The organism is Paenibacillus sp. FSL F4-0236, assembly GCF_038000135.1.
Lineage (GTDB): Bacteria > Bacillota > Bacilli > Paenibacillales > Paenibacillaceae > Paenibacillus_AQ.
The window spans coordinates 951,705-966,865 of record NZ_JBBOBK010000001.1; the positions used below are offsets into that span (position 1 = coordinate 951,705).

Below are 15,161 nucleotides of genomic sequence, written 5' to 3' on the forward strand. Positions count from 1 at the left end.
AAAGTGCATCTAAGCCTAGGGAGTGGAAAACGGAAAAGAACAAATAGGAGGAGGATTCAAATGAAAAAGGGAATAAACATCTGGTCGTTTCGCGAAGGAACTGAAATTAAAGAATGCGTACGTCTAGCCAAAGCGGCTGGATTTGAGGGGATCGAGCTGTCATTAAATGAGTCAGGTGAACTTGGCCTGCAAACCACTGAGAAAGAAGCGCGTATCCTTCGTGATTCTATTAATGAAACGGGTCTGGAGATCACGGGGCTGGCAACAGGTCTATATTGGTCTTATGCGATGACTAGTGAATCTGAAGCGAATCGAACCAAGGCAATCGACGTATGCAAAAAGCAACTGGAGCTGGCGGCTGCGCTAGGTGTAGATACAATTCTTGTCATCCCTGGCGCTGTTGGTGTGGATTTCATCGAGGGCTGTGAGGTTGTTGATTATGAAAAAGCTTATGATAGAGCGCTGGAAGCGATTAGTCATTTAGCCAAGGATGCTGAGCAAGCAGGCGTTTCTATTGGTCTTGAAAATGTGTGGAATAAATTCTTGCTGTCTCCGCTTGAATTACGTACTTTTATTGATACGGTCGGTTCCAGTTATGTAGGTTCCTATCTTGATGTTGGAAATATCGTGCATTCCGGTTATCCAGAGCAGTGGATACGGATTCTAGGCCATAGAATTAAAAAGGTGCATTTCAAGGATTACCGTCGGACGGCTGGTGGGCTTCACGGATTTGTTGATCTGCTCGCTGGGGATGTGGATTATCCAGCAGTCATGAAAGCGCTTGAAGACATTGGATACAACAATTATGTTACCGGTGAAATGATACCGTCATACACACATTATACGGAGCAAATTATTTTTAATACTTCTGCAGCTATGGATGCCATTCTCGGACGTACCACTTTCAAAGCTTAAAGTATGGGGGAAGGCGATGCTCAGCCTATAGCAATCATTGAGGCTGAGATACAATCCGCTGGGCTGGAAGGTGCTTGGATAGAGCTTGTTTAATTATTAATCATTTAGCTGGGGAGGCTTCACTATGTTGAAAATAGGTTTGATTGGCTTTGGATTTATGGGCCGGATGCATTTTGATAATTATGTTCGCTTAACGGAAGAGGGGCATTCCATTGCCCTTAAAGCCATCTGTGACTTGCGAATTGAGGAATTGAAAGACGGTAAAGCGGACGGCAATATGAGTACCGCTCGAGAAGTGTATGATTTAACAGCTTACAGTCTCTATGATGATCTGGAGAAAATGATAGCGAATGAGGAACTGGATATGATCGATATCGCAGTTCCTACTTACCTGCATGCTGAAATGGCTTGTTCTTTGCTGGAACGAGGATATCATGTCTTTTGTGAGAAGCCGATGGCTAGAACTTCAGTAGAAGCACAGAAAATGGTAGAAGCAGCGGAGCACAGTGGAAAGAAATTGATGATCGGACAGTGCCTGCGTTTTTGGCCAGGGTATGAATATTTGAAAGAAGTTGTGGAAACTGAGCAATTTGGTAAAGTGACAGAAGGATATTTCTACCGTGGTTCAGGGGCTCCTAAAGATTGGTTTCTGGATGAGAAGCTAAGCGGTGGATGCATTGTGGATATGCATATTCACGATACGGATATGATTAACTATCTGTTTGGCAGACCGGATAAAGTATCGACTTTGGGCCGGAATGTTCTACCGGGAAGTGGGTATGATATTGCTTCTACACACTATTTTTATAAGGATGCAAAGGTGATCAATGCTCAGGTGGACTGGACGCTGGAGGGCGACTTTGGATTCTACATGGGGTACAGGGTTAACTTCGAGCGAGGAAATGTTGTATTTGATGGTAGTGGAGTCAAGGTGAATCCCAATGATGGAGCAGGCTTTACGGTAGAGCTTTCCCCGGATGCGGGCTACTACAGAGAGCTGGTCTATTTCTTGGATGCGATTATTCAAGATAAGCCTATTATCATTTGTACGCCTGAGAGTGCAGCAGAATCTTTGGAAATCATAGAGGCGGAAGTACAGTCAGCAAATGCCGAAGGGGAATGGATTGTACTTAACTAGCAAGATATAGAGGATGCAAAGGCGTGACGAGAGGAAAGATCATTATAGATGATTTCTCCAGTCACGTCTTTTTGGTATGCATTCTCATCTAACCTTTATTGCGCTGGAATTTTGTGTTGTCCCTAGCATAGTGTGATACGGAGCCGTCATATCTTCTAAGGCGTACCTGTACATCGGAGAACTCTTCAACGATTCCTGAGGCAACCTCAGAATACATTCCATCAGGGTCAAGCTGTAGGGCAGTGATATAAGTTTGGGATAAAGCGGCTATGAAAAAATCAATATTTTTATTAAGTGTATGTGGCATGGTATTCCCTCCGGTGATATCTTCAACATGTATGAATATAAATAATCCTAAGGAACTATTTTAACACGATTTGCGGATGAATTTGAGGAGGAATTACTTGATTTCGGTCAAAAATATGCGAAATTTGGTTGTAATTGTATTAAAATCCGAAGATCATCCGAGGGCAGGTAGCGAAGTTGTTTCGCTGTCTGTCTTTTTTTTACTTTCTGGTTTGAAAAGAAACCTGCGGACGGATATGATTTGTGTAGTGAAAGGATGATCGTCAAATGACAGAACAGCTACAAAGAGCCAAGGAGTTATACACACGATTTCTGGGTCATTTTTTAGATATGCATAAGGCAGGTTTGCTTAAGGAGTATAAGAGTTTTGAAATTCCTAGAGAACAAGAGATAGAATGGCTCAATGAAATGGCCTTGGCGTACGCCGAGCAGTTGTCGATCCGAGATTGGGATGCAATTACTGCCCTAGACGCTTTATCGAGAAACTATCAAGACAGCTGGATTGTGGAGAAGGTATCTTCTTTTGCCTCGCGGAATATGATGAGTGCGGATAGTCTGGTTAGATTGATCTACGCAGAGAAACTGGTAGGGATTATTGGTTCTCATAAACAAGTGATCCCAAAAGAACTATTATTTGAGGCCTGTAAAGTTGCTGTGCAAATTCTCGAAAATGTAATCTCACAGCCGCTGGTCATTGACCCTGGACATGAGCTTAAGGAGCTTGGCCTTAAAGATAAGAGAGCTTTGAACAGTCGTGCAGAGCAAAGCTTAGGACAGGTGAAGGTGCTAATTAATTAACCGTTGGAGGGGAAATATGAGATTACTCGTAGCGCAACCTAATCACGAACCACATTTGCAGCATTTGCTCAAAGAAATGAGCAGACAGGATTCTTTTGACGCGGTGTTGTATCCAGAAGGTTATGTAGCAGATGAAGCCAGTGTAAAGACCTTATGTGAAGTTGCCAAAACATATAAAAAGCTGATCATTACAGGATATAGGAACAGCAATAACAAGGATAGAGCGCTAATGATTCATCCATCTGGGGACATCATTTTGGAACGAGCCAAATCGCCGATGGATGAACAGCTGTATCGCCCGTCAGTTGCGGAAGCGGATGGTCTCAGTATTGGTTATTTGCTGTGTGTTGAGCTTCTGCAAGGATACGTGGGTTTGGAAGGACAGGCTAAGTCGTTAGATTTCATCGCACATCCGATTGGGGTAGGCATGTTCAGCGAAGAACAATTTGAATTATGGATCGAGGAAGCCACTAGGATTGCTGTGAAATATAACACGATGATTATTGGGACAAGCCATGCTGACGGATCTTACCGAAATTGTGGAATTTCGATTCCCATCTCATATTGGATCGACTCTACCGGACAACCTATTTATATTTCGCGTAATGATACGAGAAGTCGAATGATTAATCTCGATACTAGGCAGGTTAATGTTCTAGATTAGGGAATAGCCGAAGTTGACACACTGTTGTCAAATTGGGTGTGCTACGATTTCATAACAGATTAACTTCTGATGATTTATAGAAGAAAATGAGGGATACACGATGGCTGAACCTTTAAAAGCGATGTACAATGAACAATTCCTGCTTGGTTTTGGCGAAAAGATTCGCAGTGTACATAGTGTTTTTGATACTGATGCATTTGTAATTTCGGCTATGGCGGAACCTTGGGATACGCTCGAACTGAAGGCAAGGATGCGGCGGATTACGGAGACACTGGGAAGTCATTTACAGCTTCCTTATGAGGAAGCGCTGGCGATTCTGTTCGCTATTACTGAGGATTGTGTGGGATTTCCATACTTGATCTTTCCAGATTTTGTAGAGGTATTTGGTCAAGGGGCTGAGCATTGGGAGTTGTCTATGCAGGCGCTGGAAAGGTTCACACCGAAATCATCAGCAGAGTTTGCGGTTAGACCGTTTCTCTTGCGTGAACCGGAGCGGATGATGGCGCAAATGCTAGTATGGTCGAAGCACCCCGATGAGCATGTGCGACGATTAGCAAGTGAGGGTTGTCGCCCTCGTCTACCATGGGGACAGGCGCTCCCAATGTTTAAGGTAGATCCAGCCCCTGTGTTACCTGTACTTGAGCAACTGAAGAAGGATTCCTCCTTATATGTGCGCAAAAGCGTGGCTAACAATCTGAACGATATTGCGAAGGATCACCCGGAGGTGGTACTTGAGACAGCTCGCCGCTGGATAGGTATAGATCCCCTCACAGACTGGATTGTGCGGCATGGTTGTCGTTCTTTAATCCGTAAAGCTAATCCGGAGATTATGGCTTTATTCGGATATGCGGAGCAAGCAGACGAAGCAACACCACTCATAACGAGTGCTTCTATAACGATTGATCCTACCCAATTGCGAATTGGAGAAAACTCTGAATTACAATACGAACTTCAAGTTTGTGAAGGAACTCCTGCCCGTGTTCGAATAGAATATGGCATCTATTTCGTGAAGGCTACAGGTCGAACCTCTCGTAAATCTTTCTTACTATCGGATAAAACAGTACCTGGGGGTACATTTCTGTCAGGCAAACGGACGCATCGCTGGGCGGATTTAACCACTCGTCGTCATTATCCCGGGGAACATCGGATTGTCCTGTTGGTTAACGGGCGGGAAGTTGCAGATACGTTGTTGAAACTTGAGGGGGATCAGTAAATGAAAAAAGAAGTATTGATTTTTATTTCTAATGGATATGCAGATTGGGAAGCTGGCTATATAAGTGCCGAACTAAACAAGCCAGAAAGTGAATACAAAGTTAAGACAGTTTCTTTAAATAGCGACAATGTACAATCTATGGGCGGATTTACTGTTATTCCAGACTATACTATAGATAGTTTACCCGCCCAGTTTGAAATGTTAATTTTAATTGGGGGTACAGGCTGGAAAGATAATTCAGCGATTACTCCAGTGATTGAAAGTTGTATTCAGAATAGAACTCCTATAGCGGCTATATGTGACGCATCCACCTTTTTGGCAGAACATGGCTATTTAGATGAGATTCCTCACACTGGAAATTCATTAGATTACTTAAAAGAGTTCGCTCCTAATTATAAAGGACACGCAAATTTTTTAGAAAAACAGACCGTTTCGAGTGACAATATCATTACTGCTAATGGTACGGCTTCTTTGGAATTTACAAGGGAAGTCTTGAAGAAGTTAAAGGTTATGCCATTAGAACAAATCGATGGATGGTATACCTTTTTCAAAAATGGGTTTTATCAAGAATAATGAAGTCATGAAAAAAAGGTGTTCTCAGGTCTTATCGACTTGAGAGCACCTTTTTACTTATTTTTTCACTTCTGTAACACCCGTTACTTTTCCTTGATCCGAGGTATCGAAGGTGGATTGATACTTAGCATCTGCGAAGTAAACATTCCCTTCAACCGTTGCATTTACTAAACTGAAGCCATCTGCTTCGACGTATACATCACCAATAAATGTACCGCCTTGAATACGGGCGTTTTTACTTTTGATCGTAAGTTTTGGTGCAGTTAGTTTATAGGAGTTAGTAATATTGTGCTCTGCATCTTGTGTGTAGAGAGCGATTTTTCGAGCAGGTTCATCTTTATTCGTGAATTGTCCGTCCAGCACGAGATCCTCGGTGAAGGTTAAGTCTTTCAGCGTAGCAGCAATCCAAGTACCGTCCGCACTGATTGCCTTTTTAAAGGCCTCTTCATTATCCACTACCGACGCAGAGGTTACAGCATCAGTGGTGTTATTAGTGTTGCCAGCGTTATTGGTGTTACCAGGTGTAGTTGTGGCGGTAGGGGTAACGTTGGCATTGTTATTGGTTGAGTTTCCGCATCCGACCAACAGCACAATTGCAAATACTGCGGCTACGCTTGCTATCTTTCTCATCTGTATAACCTCCCTGAGTAATTGTACTGATATCCTACGAGCTTAATATAGACTGATTAGTTAGTATTAATGTGGTGTAAGCACAAACGCTTACCGTCCTTGAGAGACGATGAAGACTTTTCTGCTTGAGTACACAATAATATTTACCGATCATTCTACAAATGGTAATATAGGCCTGGACATCTCTGGCGTATAGTATGACCTGGAAAATATGAATTATTCGAAGGAATTCACGAAAAATAACATTCTTCTTTTGATGAAGAAGCATTTTGGATTACAATAAGTTAAGGTGAAAAAAGGAGCTGTACCAATGGCTAAACAGAAATATTATGTAGTATGGGAAGGCAAGCAGCCGGGAGTCTATAGCACTTGGGCGGAATGCCAGGCGCAGACCGATCACTATACCGGAGCCAAATATAAATCGTATGAATCTAAAGCGGCGGCAGATGCGGCATACACAGCGGGCTGGAAAGGTAATTGGGGAACAGGGTCATCAGCATCCGGTGCGGCTAAGTCTAAGGGGACAAGTTCTTTTAAACGAAGTGCTACAGTGGAAACCTCAGCGGAGATCGATTACAACAGTATTTCTGTGGATGTAGGAACTCGTGGCAATCCGGGTCCAGTCGAATATAAGGGTGTGGATACGCAAACCGGAGATATTATCTTCTCTTGTGGGCCGATCAAGAAGGGCACTAATAATCTAGGTGAGTTTTTAGCGATTGTGCATGCTTTGGCGCTCCTGAAGAAAGAGGGAAGTAATAAGACAGTCTACAGCGACTCTGTGAATGCAATGAAGTGGGTAAAGCAGAAGAAAGTAGCGACAACCTTGCCACGCGATGCTTCAACCGAGGAAATATGGGTACTTATTGATCGGGCAGAACGTTGGTTGCAAACCAATACATATGACAATAAAGTGCTTAAGTGGCAGACTAAAGAGTGGGGCGAAATTAAAGCAGATTATGGTCGGAAATAGTTACAGTAAGGTTCTGGGTTTCGGCTAGAGGAGGAGAATTGGGGATGTTCGGCAACGATTGGGATGAGATATTACAGGATGAAATGCAAAAGCCCTATTTTCTGGAGCTAATGGCTAATCTGGAAAGTGAATATAAGGAACATACAGTCTATCCGCCAAAAGAATTACTGTTCACGGCGTTAAAGCATACACCTTATAGTGAGACAAGGGTTGTTATTTTGGGACAGGACCCATACCATGGAGCGGGACAAGCACACGGTTTAAGCTTCTCGGTAAATCCGGGGGTGCGTATACCGCCTTCACTGCGTAATATTTATACGGAGTTATCGGAGGATATCGGTGTACCAATTCCAAATCACGGATCCTTACTGCGATGGGCAGAACAGGGAGTGCTTATGCTCAACTCGGTACTAACGGTACGTGAGGGAGAGCCGAATTCTCATAAAGGTCTAGGCTGGGAGACATTCACAGACACCATAATGAAGAAGTTAAATGAAAGAACTACGCCGATGGTGTTTATTTTATGGGGAAGTCATTCACAGAAAAAAGGTGCCTTCATAGACCAAAGTCGTCATGAGGTTATTCAGTCTCCACATCCGAGTCCGCTCTCGTCGTATCGTGGATTCTTTGGTAGCCGTCCTTTTTCGAAGGTCAATCAGTTTTTGGAGTCGAAGGGAATGAAAGGAATCGATTGGTTCATTTCGGACATATAACTAATGGGATGTTGGGAAGGGGGAGGGAGCAATGAAGCATTGGGTTGGTAAACCGGTTATCATGTACTGCGGGGACGAACCTTACACGATCATGAAAGGCATTCTTCGCAAATGGGATCTTTCCGCTTCTGTTGCGGTCATCGGTCATCAGGAAATTGCCGTGCCATTTCGGGATATTGTGGTCATCAAAGCTTTGGCTCCTAGAGAAAGAGCACTGCCTCCAGTCTTGCATTCTGTGGGTTATGTGATGAGGGAAAGGCAGCAATTTGATAATGCAGTATATTTTAAATCGGCTGTAAGTGTTTGGAAAGAAGATCGGCTGATTGCTCTGAATACGACCATCATTTCGCATACCAAAGGTTCAGTTACACTTCAGGATGGACAGAACCTTATGAAAGGCAATCACATCTTTGTAGTTCGTTCTTTGCGAGGTTAATTTCAGTAATCCTATAAAGAAGCACAAAAAGGTACATCTCCAATTGGAGACGTACCTTTTTTTATTTATGGAACCTCATTCAGTTCGTAAGTGCTATAGATTCTCATGCTTGAGAGGCTCAGCCTCTTCCTCTCGGTCTGCAACAATAATCTCATACACTCGTAAAAAAATAATTTTGGCAATCATATAGACGGGCAGCGCAATAAGCACACCAATAATACCGTAGAAATCCCCACCTATAAGAACAAGAAGGACCGTGGTCAGTGGATGCACATCTAATGATTTGCCGTAAATGATCGGTGAGAGTACATTATCTTGGATTTGCTGTGCAATGAATATGACGACCAGCGACCATATTGCCATCGTGGGTGATTCAATGAATCCAACAATAACTACGGGTACTCCCGCAAGGAAAGAACCCACATAAGGAATGAAATTGAGCGGTACTGAAATTACTGCGAGCAGCAGTGAATAAGGCAATCCGATGATAAGGAAACCGATATACAACATAATACCGAGTACGACGTTTAGCACCACACGTGTGACGATGAAACTGCTCAGTGCGCTGTCGATATCCCCGAACATTTCTTTGCTTTCTTTACGGTACTTTCTAGGGATTAAGCCCTGTAGTTTTGGTGACAGCTTATAATCATCTTTTAGCATGTAATACAAAATGATGGGCAAGGTAGCGATTAGAATAACAATGCTGGAAACTACGCCGATCAAATTGGACATCGAATTGGTCACCCAAGTAATAGCCTCGCTAAGATATTCTGATATACGGGCAGCTACGTCGGAGTCCCCTTGGAAAAAGCGTGAGAGTGTCGGATTATCCCTTAAAGCATTGAACTGATCCTGTAATCCCTGAACAAGGTAAGGCGTGTTATCAATAAAGTTCTGAATTTGTTCTTGCAGTGTCGGCCAGACTAGAACCCAGAAGAGAATAAACAATCCGGCAAACAAGAAATAAATGAGCAGGATGGAGAATGCCCGGTTTAATTTTCTTTTCTCAAGAACTCTTACTAACGGTCGTAATAAGTAGTACATGAAACCTGATAGTACCATGGGAACGAGTAATAATCTGATAATGGCAGCCAGTGGTGCGAATAGAAACATTACTTTGGAGCCCAAGTACAAAATAAGTAAAAAAGCGATAATAGCAAGACTTGTCCGAAAATACTTCTGTTGTTGCAATAGGAACATCCCCCAAGTTCAAAATATAATCTATGTAGTTTAATAACCCTAATTCACATGACTTGATTCAAAAGAATGGATTACTCTCCTATAGGTAGTTCTTGGCATATCCGTGGAGGATGACCCAATGACTGAGGCTACGCCAAGTAAGTTGTTCACAACACATAACTGTACATCATCATATAAATCACTCGGGGGGCTTTGTGGATCATCTTAACTTCCGTCTATAAGGTTTCTTCTTCGTGGAAAGGGTGAATATTTCTGGTACTTCAATCTCGCCTCCGGTTTCCTTCGTAACTTGTCTTGCCTTGACGAGAGATAAAAAAGCAAAAAAATCCCCTAAAGTGGCCAGTGCGGCAGCAATGATTTCATAATCTTCAGCACTTAATTCTGCTGTTTCCTCACTATTACCGTTCCCGTTGTTTTTTCCATTACTATTTCCGTTACTCTTAGCGTTGCTGTTACCGCCCATTTTTTTGTTGTTTCTTCCGTTGGCCATTTCTGATCACCCGCTTTTTCCTATATGTAGTATTAATATGTTTTAAACACCAGTGAGGAGATAGGCAATTGGTATGTAATTTTCTTATGGGCCTGTTTCAGCTTAAGCGAAGCGTGAAATCATTCCATTTATTACATTTTGCCGGAGTATGATTTTTAATGTTAAAGCGCTTTACAGATGATGAAAACGCTGTTAAAATCATAAACGAGCACAAATGATCAATAACAGTCAGATATAATCAAATAATGGTCATGGATTTCCAAAGATAAGCGCATTTAATAAATGGGATAGCACTGTAACTTAAAGGAGCGAACCACGATGTTGTTTGAGGAAGAGAGAAAACAAAGAATCGTGCTTTTTGTGGAAAAGAATTCAAGAGCTTCGGTACAGGAGCTAAGTCAGGAACTGGGCGTGTCTGAGTCTACTGTGCGCCGTGACCTGAAAGAGCTTGAAGAAGCCAAGTTGTTGAAACGAACGCACGGCGGGGCAGTTTCCCTGCAGAGCGTTAACTTTGAGGCGACTTATCCAGATAAGGAAGATCGATTGTTGGATGAGAAGCAGAGGATAGCACGCAAGGCTGTAGAGATGATTCAGGAAGGCGATGCTATTCTGCTGGATGCTGGAACTACAACGCTACAGATTGCCAAAGAGCTGAGGGCTTTTTCTAATATCAAAGTCATTACGAATTCGATTATGGCGCTTAATGAACTGCGGGATTGTCGCAATATAGAAGTCTCGATTACAGGCGGAATGTTGCGGCCGGATACATTGGCTTTTGTAGGACCGATGACAGAGCGCTCTTTAGAGATGGTAAGAGTTGATAAAACCTTTCTTGCAACCAACGGATTAGACTTACGAGAAGGAATCACTACACCTAATATGCTTGAAGCAGCGACCAAACGTAAGATGATCTCGGTTGCGAAGCAAGTAATTCTTCTGGCTGATCATAGCAAGCTCGGTCAAGTATCCTTCTGTAAGGTTGCCGACGTGACGGAAATGGATCACTGCATTATTGATTCTGGTGCGTCTGATAAGTTCATCCGTGAGATTACGCAAATGGGCGTAGATTTCTCGCTGGTATGACCTTAGGTGGAGGATGTTCTACGGTTAGAAAATGTCTTAATTTGAGTGGTATGGAATCATTGTAAGATCGTTTGGAGAAATTACATTTGCCGCATGTTTAGCCGGTAATCTATGGCTTAGAAAACCAAAATAATTGAGGGATAATTATGATCTATACAGTAACGCTTAATCCTTCCATCGATTACATCGTGGAAGTTGAAGATTTGAGACTAGGTGGCTTGAACCGGATGAAACGTGATTTGAAGCTTCCTGGAGGTAAAGGGATCAACGTATCACGCGTGTTAAATCAGCTTGAGGTTCAGAATAAAGCTATAGGCTTTCTTGGTGGATTCACTGGACGATATATTGAGGAATGGTTGCGGAAAGAGTCGATTTCAAGTGATTTCGTATTTGTTTCTGATGATACCCGAATAAATATCAAGCTTAAGCATGGAGAGGAAACGGAGATTAATGGTGCAGGGCCCGTCATCCGAGATACGGAGGCAGAGGCATTATTACAGAAGATGGCTGTTCTGAATGCAGGTGATGTTGTGATATTGTCCGGAAGTGTTCCTCCTTCACTGGGTGCTGATTTCTATGACAAGTTGATATCTGTATGCAAGCAAAGAGGGGCCGAGTTTGTCATTGATACTACAGGTTCAGCGCTGAAAAAGGCACTCCCTTATCAGCCGTTGCTCGTTAAGCCTAATCATCATGAGCTTGCAGAGCTATTCGGCGTTACGATACAGACTAAGGAAGAAATTATAACTTATGGTCGCAAGCTGCTCGAAGCTGGCGCGAAGCATGTGTTAGTTTCAATGGCTGGTGAAGGTGCCTTGTTCATTACGGAACAGGGGGTATACCACGCCAATGCTCCAAAAGGAGCAGTAAAGAATTCTGTAGGCGCAGGCGATTCTATGATCGCTGGATTCGTTGGCACATTTTCTTTGACTGGAGATTTAATGGAAGCTTTCCGTGCAGGTGTTGCCTCAGGTAGCGCAACAGCTTTCTCTGATGACCTGGCAGATAGAGCATTCATTGAGCAGCTGAGACCGCTGATCAACATCTCAGAAGTGTAAGCTAACAGCATTCAAAGTACTCAAGGGAGTTGGAAGATATGAGAATTACGGATTTGATGATAAAAGATACAATGATTATGAATTTAAAAGCAACCACTAAAGAAGGTGCAATTGATGAATTGATTGCCAGTCTTGCCGCAAGTGGTCGTATCAATGATCCTGTTCTATTTAAAGAGATGATCCTGAAGCGTGAAGAGCAGTCAAGTACTGGGATTGGTGGCGGTATCGCAATGCCACATGCCAAGACTAAAGCGGTGAATGAAGCGACAGTTGTGTTTGCTAAGAGTGCGACGGGCGTCGAATTCGAATCGCTTGATGATGAGCCGGCTCGGATCTTCTTTATGATTGCCGCCCCAGAAGGAGCGGGCAACATGCATCTTCGTACTTTGGCCTCGCTGTCCAGACTGTTGATCGATAGTGAATTCATTGAACAGCTGATGAATACCCGAACTCCAGATGAGGTATCCGCCTTGTTCGATGCGAAGCAGGCGGAAGGAGAAGCCAAGGAGAAAGAGAGCGAAGCTGCTGAAGCTGTCAAGAAGTCAGAACCTGAAAAGCTAATCGTCGGCAACCCGGATTCCCAAGCATTCGTCGTAGCTGTTACTGCTTGTCCTACTGGAATTGCGCATACCTTTATGGCTGAAGATGCGCTCAAGAAGAAGGCTCTGGAAATGGGAGTTAATATCCGTGTAGAGACAAATGGTTCAGAAGGTGCCAAAAATGTCTTAACACCCGACGAGATTCGGCGTGCAAGTGGTGTAATTGTGGCAGCCGATAAACAAGTGGAAATGGCCCGTTTTGATGGTAAGCCAGTACTGCAAAGACCGGTTAGTGACGGTATTCGCAAATCGGAAGAGCTCATTCGCAAAGCAATGAACGGCGATGCACCGATTTACCATAATGAAGGTCGTAGTGGTAATGAAGGAGAGTCGAAAGAGAAATCCGGCAGTATCGGCAGTAAAATATACAAGGACTTGATGAACGGTATCTCTCACATGCTGCCGTTTGTAGTCGGCGGTGGTATTCTGCTGGCGATCTCCTTCCTGATTGAACAAGTCGGTGGAGAGAATCACCCTCTATTTCAGCTGCTGCAGACGATTGGTGGCGGTGATGGTGCCTTCCATTTCCTAATTCCGGTTCTTGCTGGATTTATTGCGATTAGTATTGGTGACCGTCCAGCCCTGATGCCAGGTATGGTTGGCGGTTATATGGCCCTGAATTCCAACGCTGGATTCCTCGGCGGTCTGGCTGCAGGTTTCTTAGCTGGTTATGTTGTTATCGGTCTGCGCAAAGTGTTTGCAGGTCTGCCAAAAACGCTCGACGGATTAAAGCCGATTCTGTTATATCCGGTATTTGGTCTATTGATAACCGGTGGATTGATGTATTACCTGTTCGATCCAATCTTTAGCTGGATGAACGTAGGACTCATTAATTGGCTTAACGATCTTGGAACCGTTAATGCAGTAATTCTGGGTCTCGTTCTCGGTGGAATGATGGCTATTGATATGGGAGGTCCTTTCAATAAAGCGGCCTACACTTTTGCCATTGGGGTATTCACTACCAGTGGAAATACTAACGGATTCATGATGGCGGCTGTAATGGCAGGCGGTATGGTTCCTCCACTTGCAATAGCGCTTGCTACTACTTTCTTTAAGAACAAATTTACAGAATCAGAACGTAAGTCAGGGTTAACAAACTATGTATTGGGCTTATCGTTCATTACAGAAGGGGCGATTCCATTCGCCGCTGCCGATCCACTGCGTGTCCTGACTTCTTGTATCCTAGGTTCAGCCGTAGCAGGTGGCCTCACTCAGTTTTGGAATATCAACGTTCCAGCACCGCATGGTGGGATCTTTGTAGCCGCGCTTTCGAGTCATGCGTTGTTGTTCCTATTGGCCGTTCTGATCGGATCTGTTATTTCCGGATTAATGCTCGGATTATGGAAGAAACCTCTTGAGGCAAAGTAATAAAATAAATAATTTGAACTGCTGGGTGCCAGACGCTTCTTCTGGTGCTCGGCAGTTTTTTGAAATATAAGAATTTTTAAGTTTACGCTAAAAACTATACTTCTATTTTTCGCAGAAACGATCATCGTCTCTAAGAGGAAGCCAAAGGCGTTTCTTCTTACCTAAACTTTGACCACGTATACCCCTCTACCCTTACGAGAATAATCTCCTTCATTGAGGTTTATTTTTGTATAATTGAAAATATATATAACAAGAGGGCAAAGGAGCGAGCGAGATGATACTGCACAAGGGGGAGGTCTTGTTCCGTCAAGGGGACAGCTGCGAATTCTTATATAAGGTGAAAAGTGGGCTGTTCAAGGTAACAAGGCTTCATGAAAATGGGAACATGGTGTTATTCAACATCTTGTATCCTGGTGAGATGGTTCCCCATCATTCACTCATTTCGCCAAAGGAGGCGCATGGAACAGCGGTTGCGATGATGAAGAGCGAGGTGGAGGCAGTTCCTTCAGCGGAATGGTATCAACAGGTACGGGATGAGCCAGGTCGAGCGATGGAGATCGCTATCCTTCTTCAGGAGAAGGTACGGTTTATGCAGACTCGGCTAGATCACCTTACTGTTGGAACACCCGCAGAACGTATGGAGCTCTTAACCCGTTGGTTCAATGACTACTCTCATGGCGCAGCGCTAACAGAGCTTTTGACACAGGAAGAAATTGGACAATTGATCGGTGTGAGACGCGAAACAGTCAATCGTTTGTTGCGTACCGTGGAGTGATTCCTGCCTATTTTTATAGCGAAGTGTTTAGAGTGGGGGATCTCCGTGGTATAATGTATTCAGAACTTATTAAATTACAGAAAGGATCAGGATACCATGTGTCCCCGAAGGACGATTCCCCAAAGGACGATTTGGAAACGTTATGATCTGTCTTATACTTAGCTTCCCTGTAGAAGGTGCGTGAACCGTTGTTACTCGACGAACCGCCTCTGCGAGGGGAAGGAGT

The 15,161-nt window shown here is 43.6% G+C and carries 18 protein-coding genes and 1 pseudogene; 15 read left to right on the forward strand and 4 right to left on the reverse strand.

Translation table 11 applies throughout. From position 1 onward, the window contains the following. Window positions 1-60 precede the first annotated feature (60 nt). Window positions 61-915: a sugar phosphate isomerase/epimerase family protein gene (locus NSQ29_RS04275; protein WP_341124442.1), complete on the forward strand. Its 855-nt coding sequence runs from the start codon at window positions 61-63 to the stop codon at window positions 913-915. A gap of 124 nt (window positions 916-1,039) precedes the next feature. Next, on the forward strand, window positions 1,040-2,053 hold the full coding sequence (locus NSQ29_RS04280; RefSeq protein WP_341124443.1) for a Gfo/Idh/MocA family protein: 1,014 nt from the start codon (window positions 1,040-1,042) through the stop codon (window positions 2,051-2,053). 88 nt (window positions 2,054-2,141) lie between these two features. On the opposite strand, the gene NSQ29_RS04285 is transcribed toward NSQ29_RS04280, so the two are convergent. Beyond that, the gene (locus NSQ29_RS04285; protein WP_042190628.1) at window positions 2,142-2,360 is read right to left on the reverse strand and encodes a hypothetical protein; all 219 of its coding nucleotides are present in this window, start codon (window positions 2,358-2,360) and stop codon (window positions 2,142-2,144) included. A 97-nt stretch (window positions 2,361-2,457) separates the two neighbouring features. On the opposite strand from NSQ29_RS04285, the gene NSQ29_RS04290 reads away from it, so the two are divergent. From NSQ29_RS04290 to NSQ29_RS04310, 5 genes are all read left to right on the forward strand, one after another. Then, on the forward strand, window positions 2,458-2,619 hold the full coding sequence (locus NSQ29_RS04290; protein ID WP_341124444.1) for a hypothetical protein: 162 nt from the start codon (window positions 2,458-2,460) through the stop codon (window positions 2,617-2,619). A gap of 7 nt (window positions 2,620-2,626) precedes the next feature. Continuing rightward, on the forward strand, window positions 2,627-3,157 hold the full coding sequence (locus NSQ29_RS04295) for a hypothetical protein (protein WP_339266401.1): 531 nt from the start codon (window positions 2,627-2,629) through the stop codon (window positions 3,155-3,157). A 16-nt stretch (window positions 3,158-3,173) separates the two neighbouring features. After that, window positions 3,174-3,821 (forward strand): hypothetical protein, encoded by a 648-nt coding sequence (locus tag NSQ29_RS04300; protein WP_341124445.1) that lies wholly within the window; start codon window positions 3,174-3,176, stop codon window positions 3,819-3,821. 100 nt (window positions 3,822-3,921) lie between these two features. Beyond that, on the forward strand, window positions 3,922-5,034 hold the full coding sequence (locus NSQ29_RS04305) for a hypothetical protein (RefSeq protein ID WP_341124446.1): 1,113 nt from the start codon (window positions 3,922-3,924) through the stop codon (window positions 5,032-5,034). Then, complete coding sequence (locus NSQ29_RS04310; protein ID WP_339797721.1) at window positions 5,035-5,607, forward strand: type 1 glutamine amidotransferase family protein; 573 nt, start codon at window positions 5,035-5,037, stop codon at window positions 5,605-5,607. A gap of 57 nt (window positions 5,608-5,664) precedes the next feature. Here the strand turns inward: NSQ29_RS04310 and NSQ29_RS04315 are convergent, their stop codons facing one another. After that, the gene (locus NSQ29_RS04315) at window positions 5,665-6,237 is read right to left on the reverse strand and encodes a hypothetical protein (RefSeq protein ID WP_042190616.1); all 573 of its coding nucleotides are present in this window, start codon (window positions 6,235-6,237) and stop codon (window positions 5,665-5,667) included. A 310-nt stretch (window positions 6,238-6,547) separates the two neighbouring features. Here NSQ29_RS04315 and rnhA point away from each other — a divergent pair, with 310 nt between their 5' ends. From rnhA to NSQ29_RS04330, 3 genes are read left to right on the forward strand one after another with little or no spacing between them, the layout of a single operon-like run. After that, window positions 6,548-7,210 (forward strand): ribonuclease H, encoded by a 663-nt coding sequence (gene rnhA, locus NSQ29_RS04320; protein WP_076284676.1) that lies wholly within the window; start codon window positions 6,548-6,550, stop codon window positions 7,208-7,210. 44 nt (window positions 7,211-7,254) lie between these two features. Then, entirely contained in the window at window positions 7,255-7,923 is a 669-nt protein-coding gene (ung, locus tag NSQ29_RS04325) for a uracil-DNA glycosylase (RefSeq protein ID WP_076284675.1), read from the forward strand. A gap of 31 nt (window positions 7,924-7,954) precedes the next feature. Beyond that, window positions 7,955-8,359, forward strand: a complete 405-nt coding sequence (locus NSQ29_RS04330) for a hypothetical protein (protein WP_042190609.1) — start codon at window positions 7,955-7,957, stop codon at window positions 8,357-8,359. A 93-nt stretch (window positions 8,360-8,452) separates the two neighbouring features. On the opposite strand, the gene NSQ29_RS04335 is transcribed toward NSQ29_RS04330, so the two are convergent. After that, window positions 8,453-9,562, reverse strand: a complete 1,110-nt coding sequence (locus NSQ29_RS04335; RefSeq protein ID WP_076284674.1) for an AI-2E family transporter — start codon at window positions 9,560-9,562, stop codon at window positions 8,453-8,455. 199 nt (window positions 9,563-9,761) lie between these two features. Then, on the reverse strand, window positions 9,762-10,052 hold the full coding sequence (locus NSQ29_RS04340; RefSeq protein ID WP_076300787.1) for a hypothetical protein: 291 nt from the start codon (window positions 10,050-10,052) through the stop codon (window positions 9,762-9,764). A gap of 309 nt (window positions 10,053-10,361) precedes the next feature. Between NSQ29_RS04340 and NSQ29_RS04345 the strand changes: the two are divergent. From NSQ29_RS04345 to NSQ29_RS04365, 5 genes and pseudogenes are all read left to right on the forward strand, one after another. Next, a pseudogene (locus tag NSQ29_RS04345) lies at window positions 10,362-10,544 on the forward strand (DeoR family transcriptional regulator); the annotation flags it as partial. After that, window positions 10,518-11,135, forward strand: a complete 618-nt coding sequence (locus NSQ29_RS04350; RefSeq protein ID WP_340974950.1) for a DeoR/GlpR family DNA-binding transcription regulator — start codon at window positions 10,518-10,520, stop codon at window positions 11,133-11,135. The pseudogene NSQ29_RS04345 and the gene NSQ29_RS04350, both read left to right, overlap by 27 nt. 146 nt (window positions 11,136-11,281) lie before the next feature. Beyond that, window positions 11,282-12,193, forward strand: coding sequence for a 1-phosphofructokinase (pfkB, locus tag NSQ29_RS04355; protein ID WP_339797714.1), 912 nt, complete (start codon window positions 11,282-11,284; stop codon window positions 12,191-12,193). A gap of 38 nt (window positions 12,194-12,231) precedes the next feature. Then, on the forward strand, window positions 12,232-14,160 hold the full coding sequence (locus NSQ29_RS04360) for a PTS fructose transporter subunit IIABC (RefSeq protein ID WP_339266385.1): 1,929 nt from the start codon (window positions 12,232-12,234) through the stop codon (window positions 14,158-14,160). 274 nt (window positions 14,161-14,434) lie between these two features. Beyond that, window positions 14,435-14,935, forward strand: a complete 501-nt coding sequence (locus NSQ29_RS04365) for a Crp/Fnr family transcriptional regulator (protein WP_076284669.1) — start codon at window positions 14,435-14,437, stop codon at window positions 14,933-14,935. Window positions 14,936-15,161: the final 226 nt, after the last annotated feature.

Coding starts and splice junctions, on each gene's coding strand:
- NSQ29_RS04275 (WP_341124442.1), top strand. CDS start 61: ATGAAAAAGGGAATAAACATCTGGTCGTTTCGCGAAGGAACTGAAATT.
- rnhA (WP_076284676.1), top strand. CDS start 6,548: ATGGCTAAACAGAAATATTATGTAGTATGGGAAGGCAAGCAGCCGGGA.
- NSQ29_RS04365 (WP_076284669.1), top strand. CDS start 14,435: ATGATACTGCACAAGGGGGAGGTCTTGTTCCGTCAAGGGGACAGCTGC.
- NSQ29_RS04310 (WP_339797721.1), top strand. CDS start 5,035: ATGAAAAAAGAAGTATTGATTTTTATTTCTAATGGATATGCAGATTGG.
- NSQ29_RS04360 (WP_339266385.1), top strand. CDS start 12,232: ATGAGAATTACGGATTTGATGATAAAAGATACAATGATTATGAATTTA.
- NSQ29_RS04285 (WP_042190628.1), bottom strand. CDS start 2,360: ATGCCACATACACTTAATAAAAATATTGATTTTTTCATAGCCGCTTTA.
- NSQ29_RS04300 (WP_341124445.1), top strand. CDS start 3,174: ATGAGATTACTCGTAGCGCAACCTAATCACGAACCACATTTGCAGCAT.
- NSQ29_RS04330 (WP_042190609.1), top strand. CDS start 7,955: ATGAAGCATTGGGTTGGTAAACCGGTTATCATGTACTGCGGGGACGAA.
- pfkB (WP_339797714.1), top strand. CDS start 11,282: ATGATCTATACAGTAACGCTTAATCCTTCCATCGATTACATCGTGGAA.
- NSQ29_RS04280 (WP_341124443.1), top strand. CDS start 1,040: ATGTTGAAAATAGGTTTGATTGGCTTTGGATTTATGGGCCGGATGCAT.
- NSQ29_RS04315 (WP_042190616.1), bottom strand. CDS start 6,237: ATGAGAAAGATAGCAAGCGTAGCCGCAGTATTTGCAATTGTGCTGTTG.
- ung (WP_076284675.1), top strand. CDS start 7,255: ATGTTCGGCAACGATTGGGATGAGATATTACAGGATGAAATGCAAAAG.
- NSQ29_RS04295 (WP_339266401.1), top strand. CDS start 2,627: ATGACAGAACAGCTACAAAGAGCCAAGGAGTTATACACACGATTTCTG.
- NSQ29_RS04340 (WP_076300787.1), bottom strand. CDS start 10,052: ATGGCCAACGGAAGAAACAACAAAAAAATGGGCGGTAACAGCAACGCT.
- NSQ29_RS04305 (WP_341124446.1), top strand. CDS start 3,922: ATGGCTGAACCTTTAAAAGCGATGTACAATGAACAATTCCTGCTTGGT.
- NSQ29_RS04335 (WP_076284674.1), bottom strand. CDS start 9,562: ATGTTCCTATTGCAACAACAGAAGTATTTTCGGACAAGTCTTGCTATT.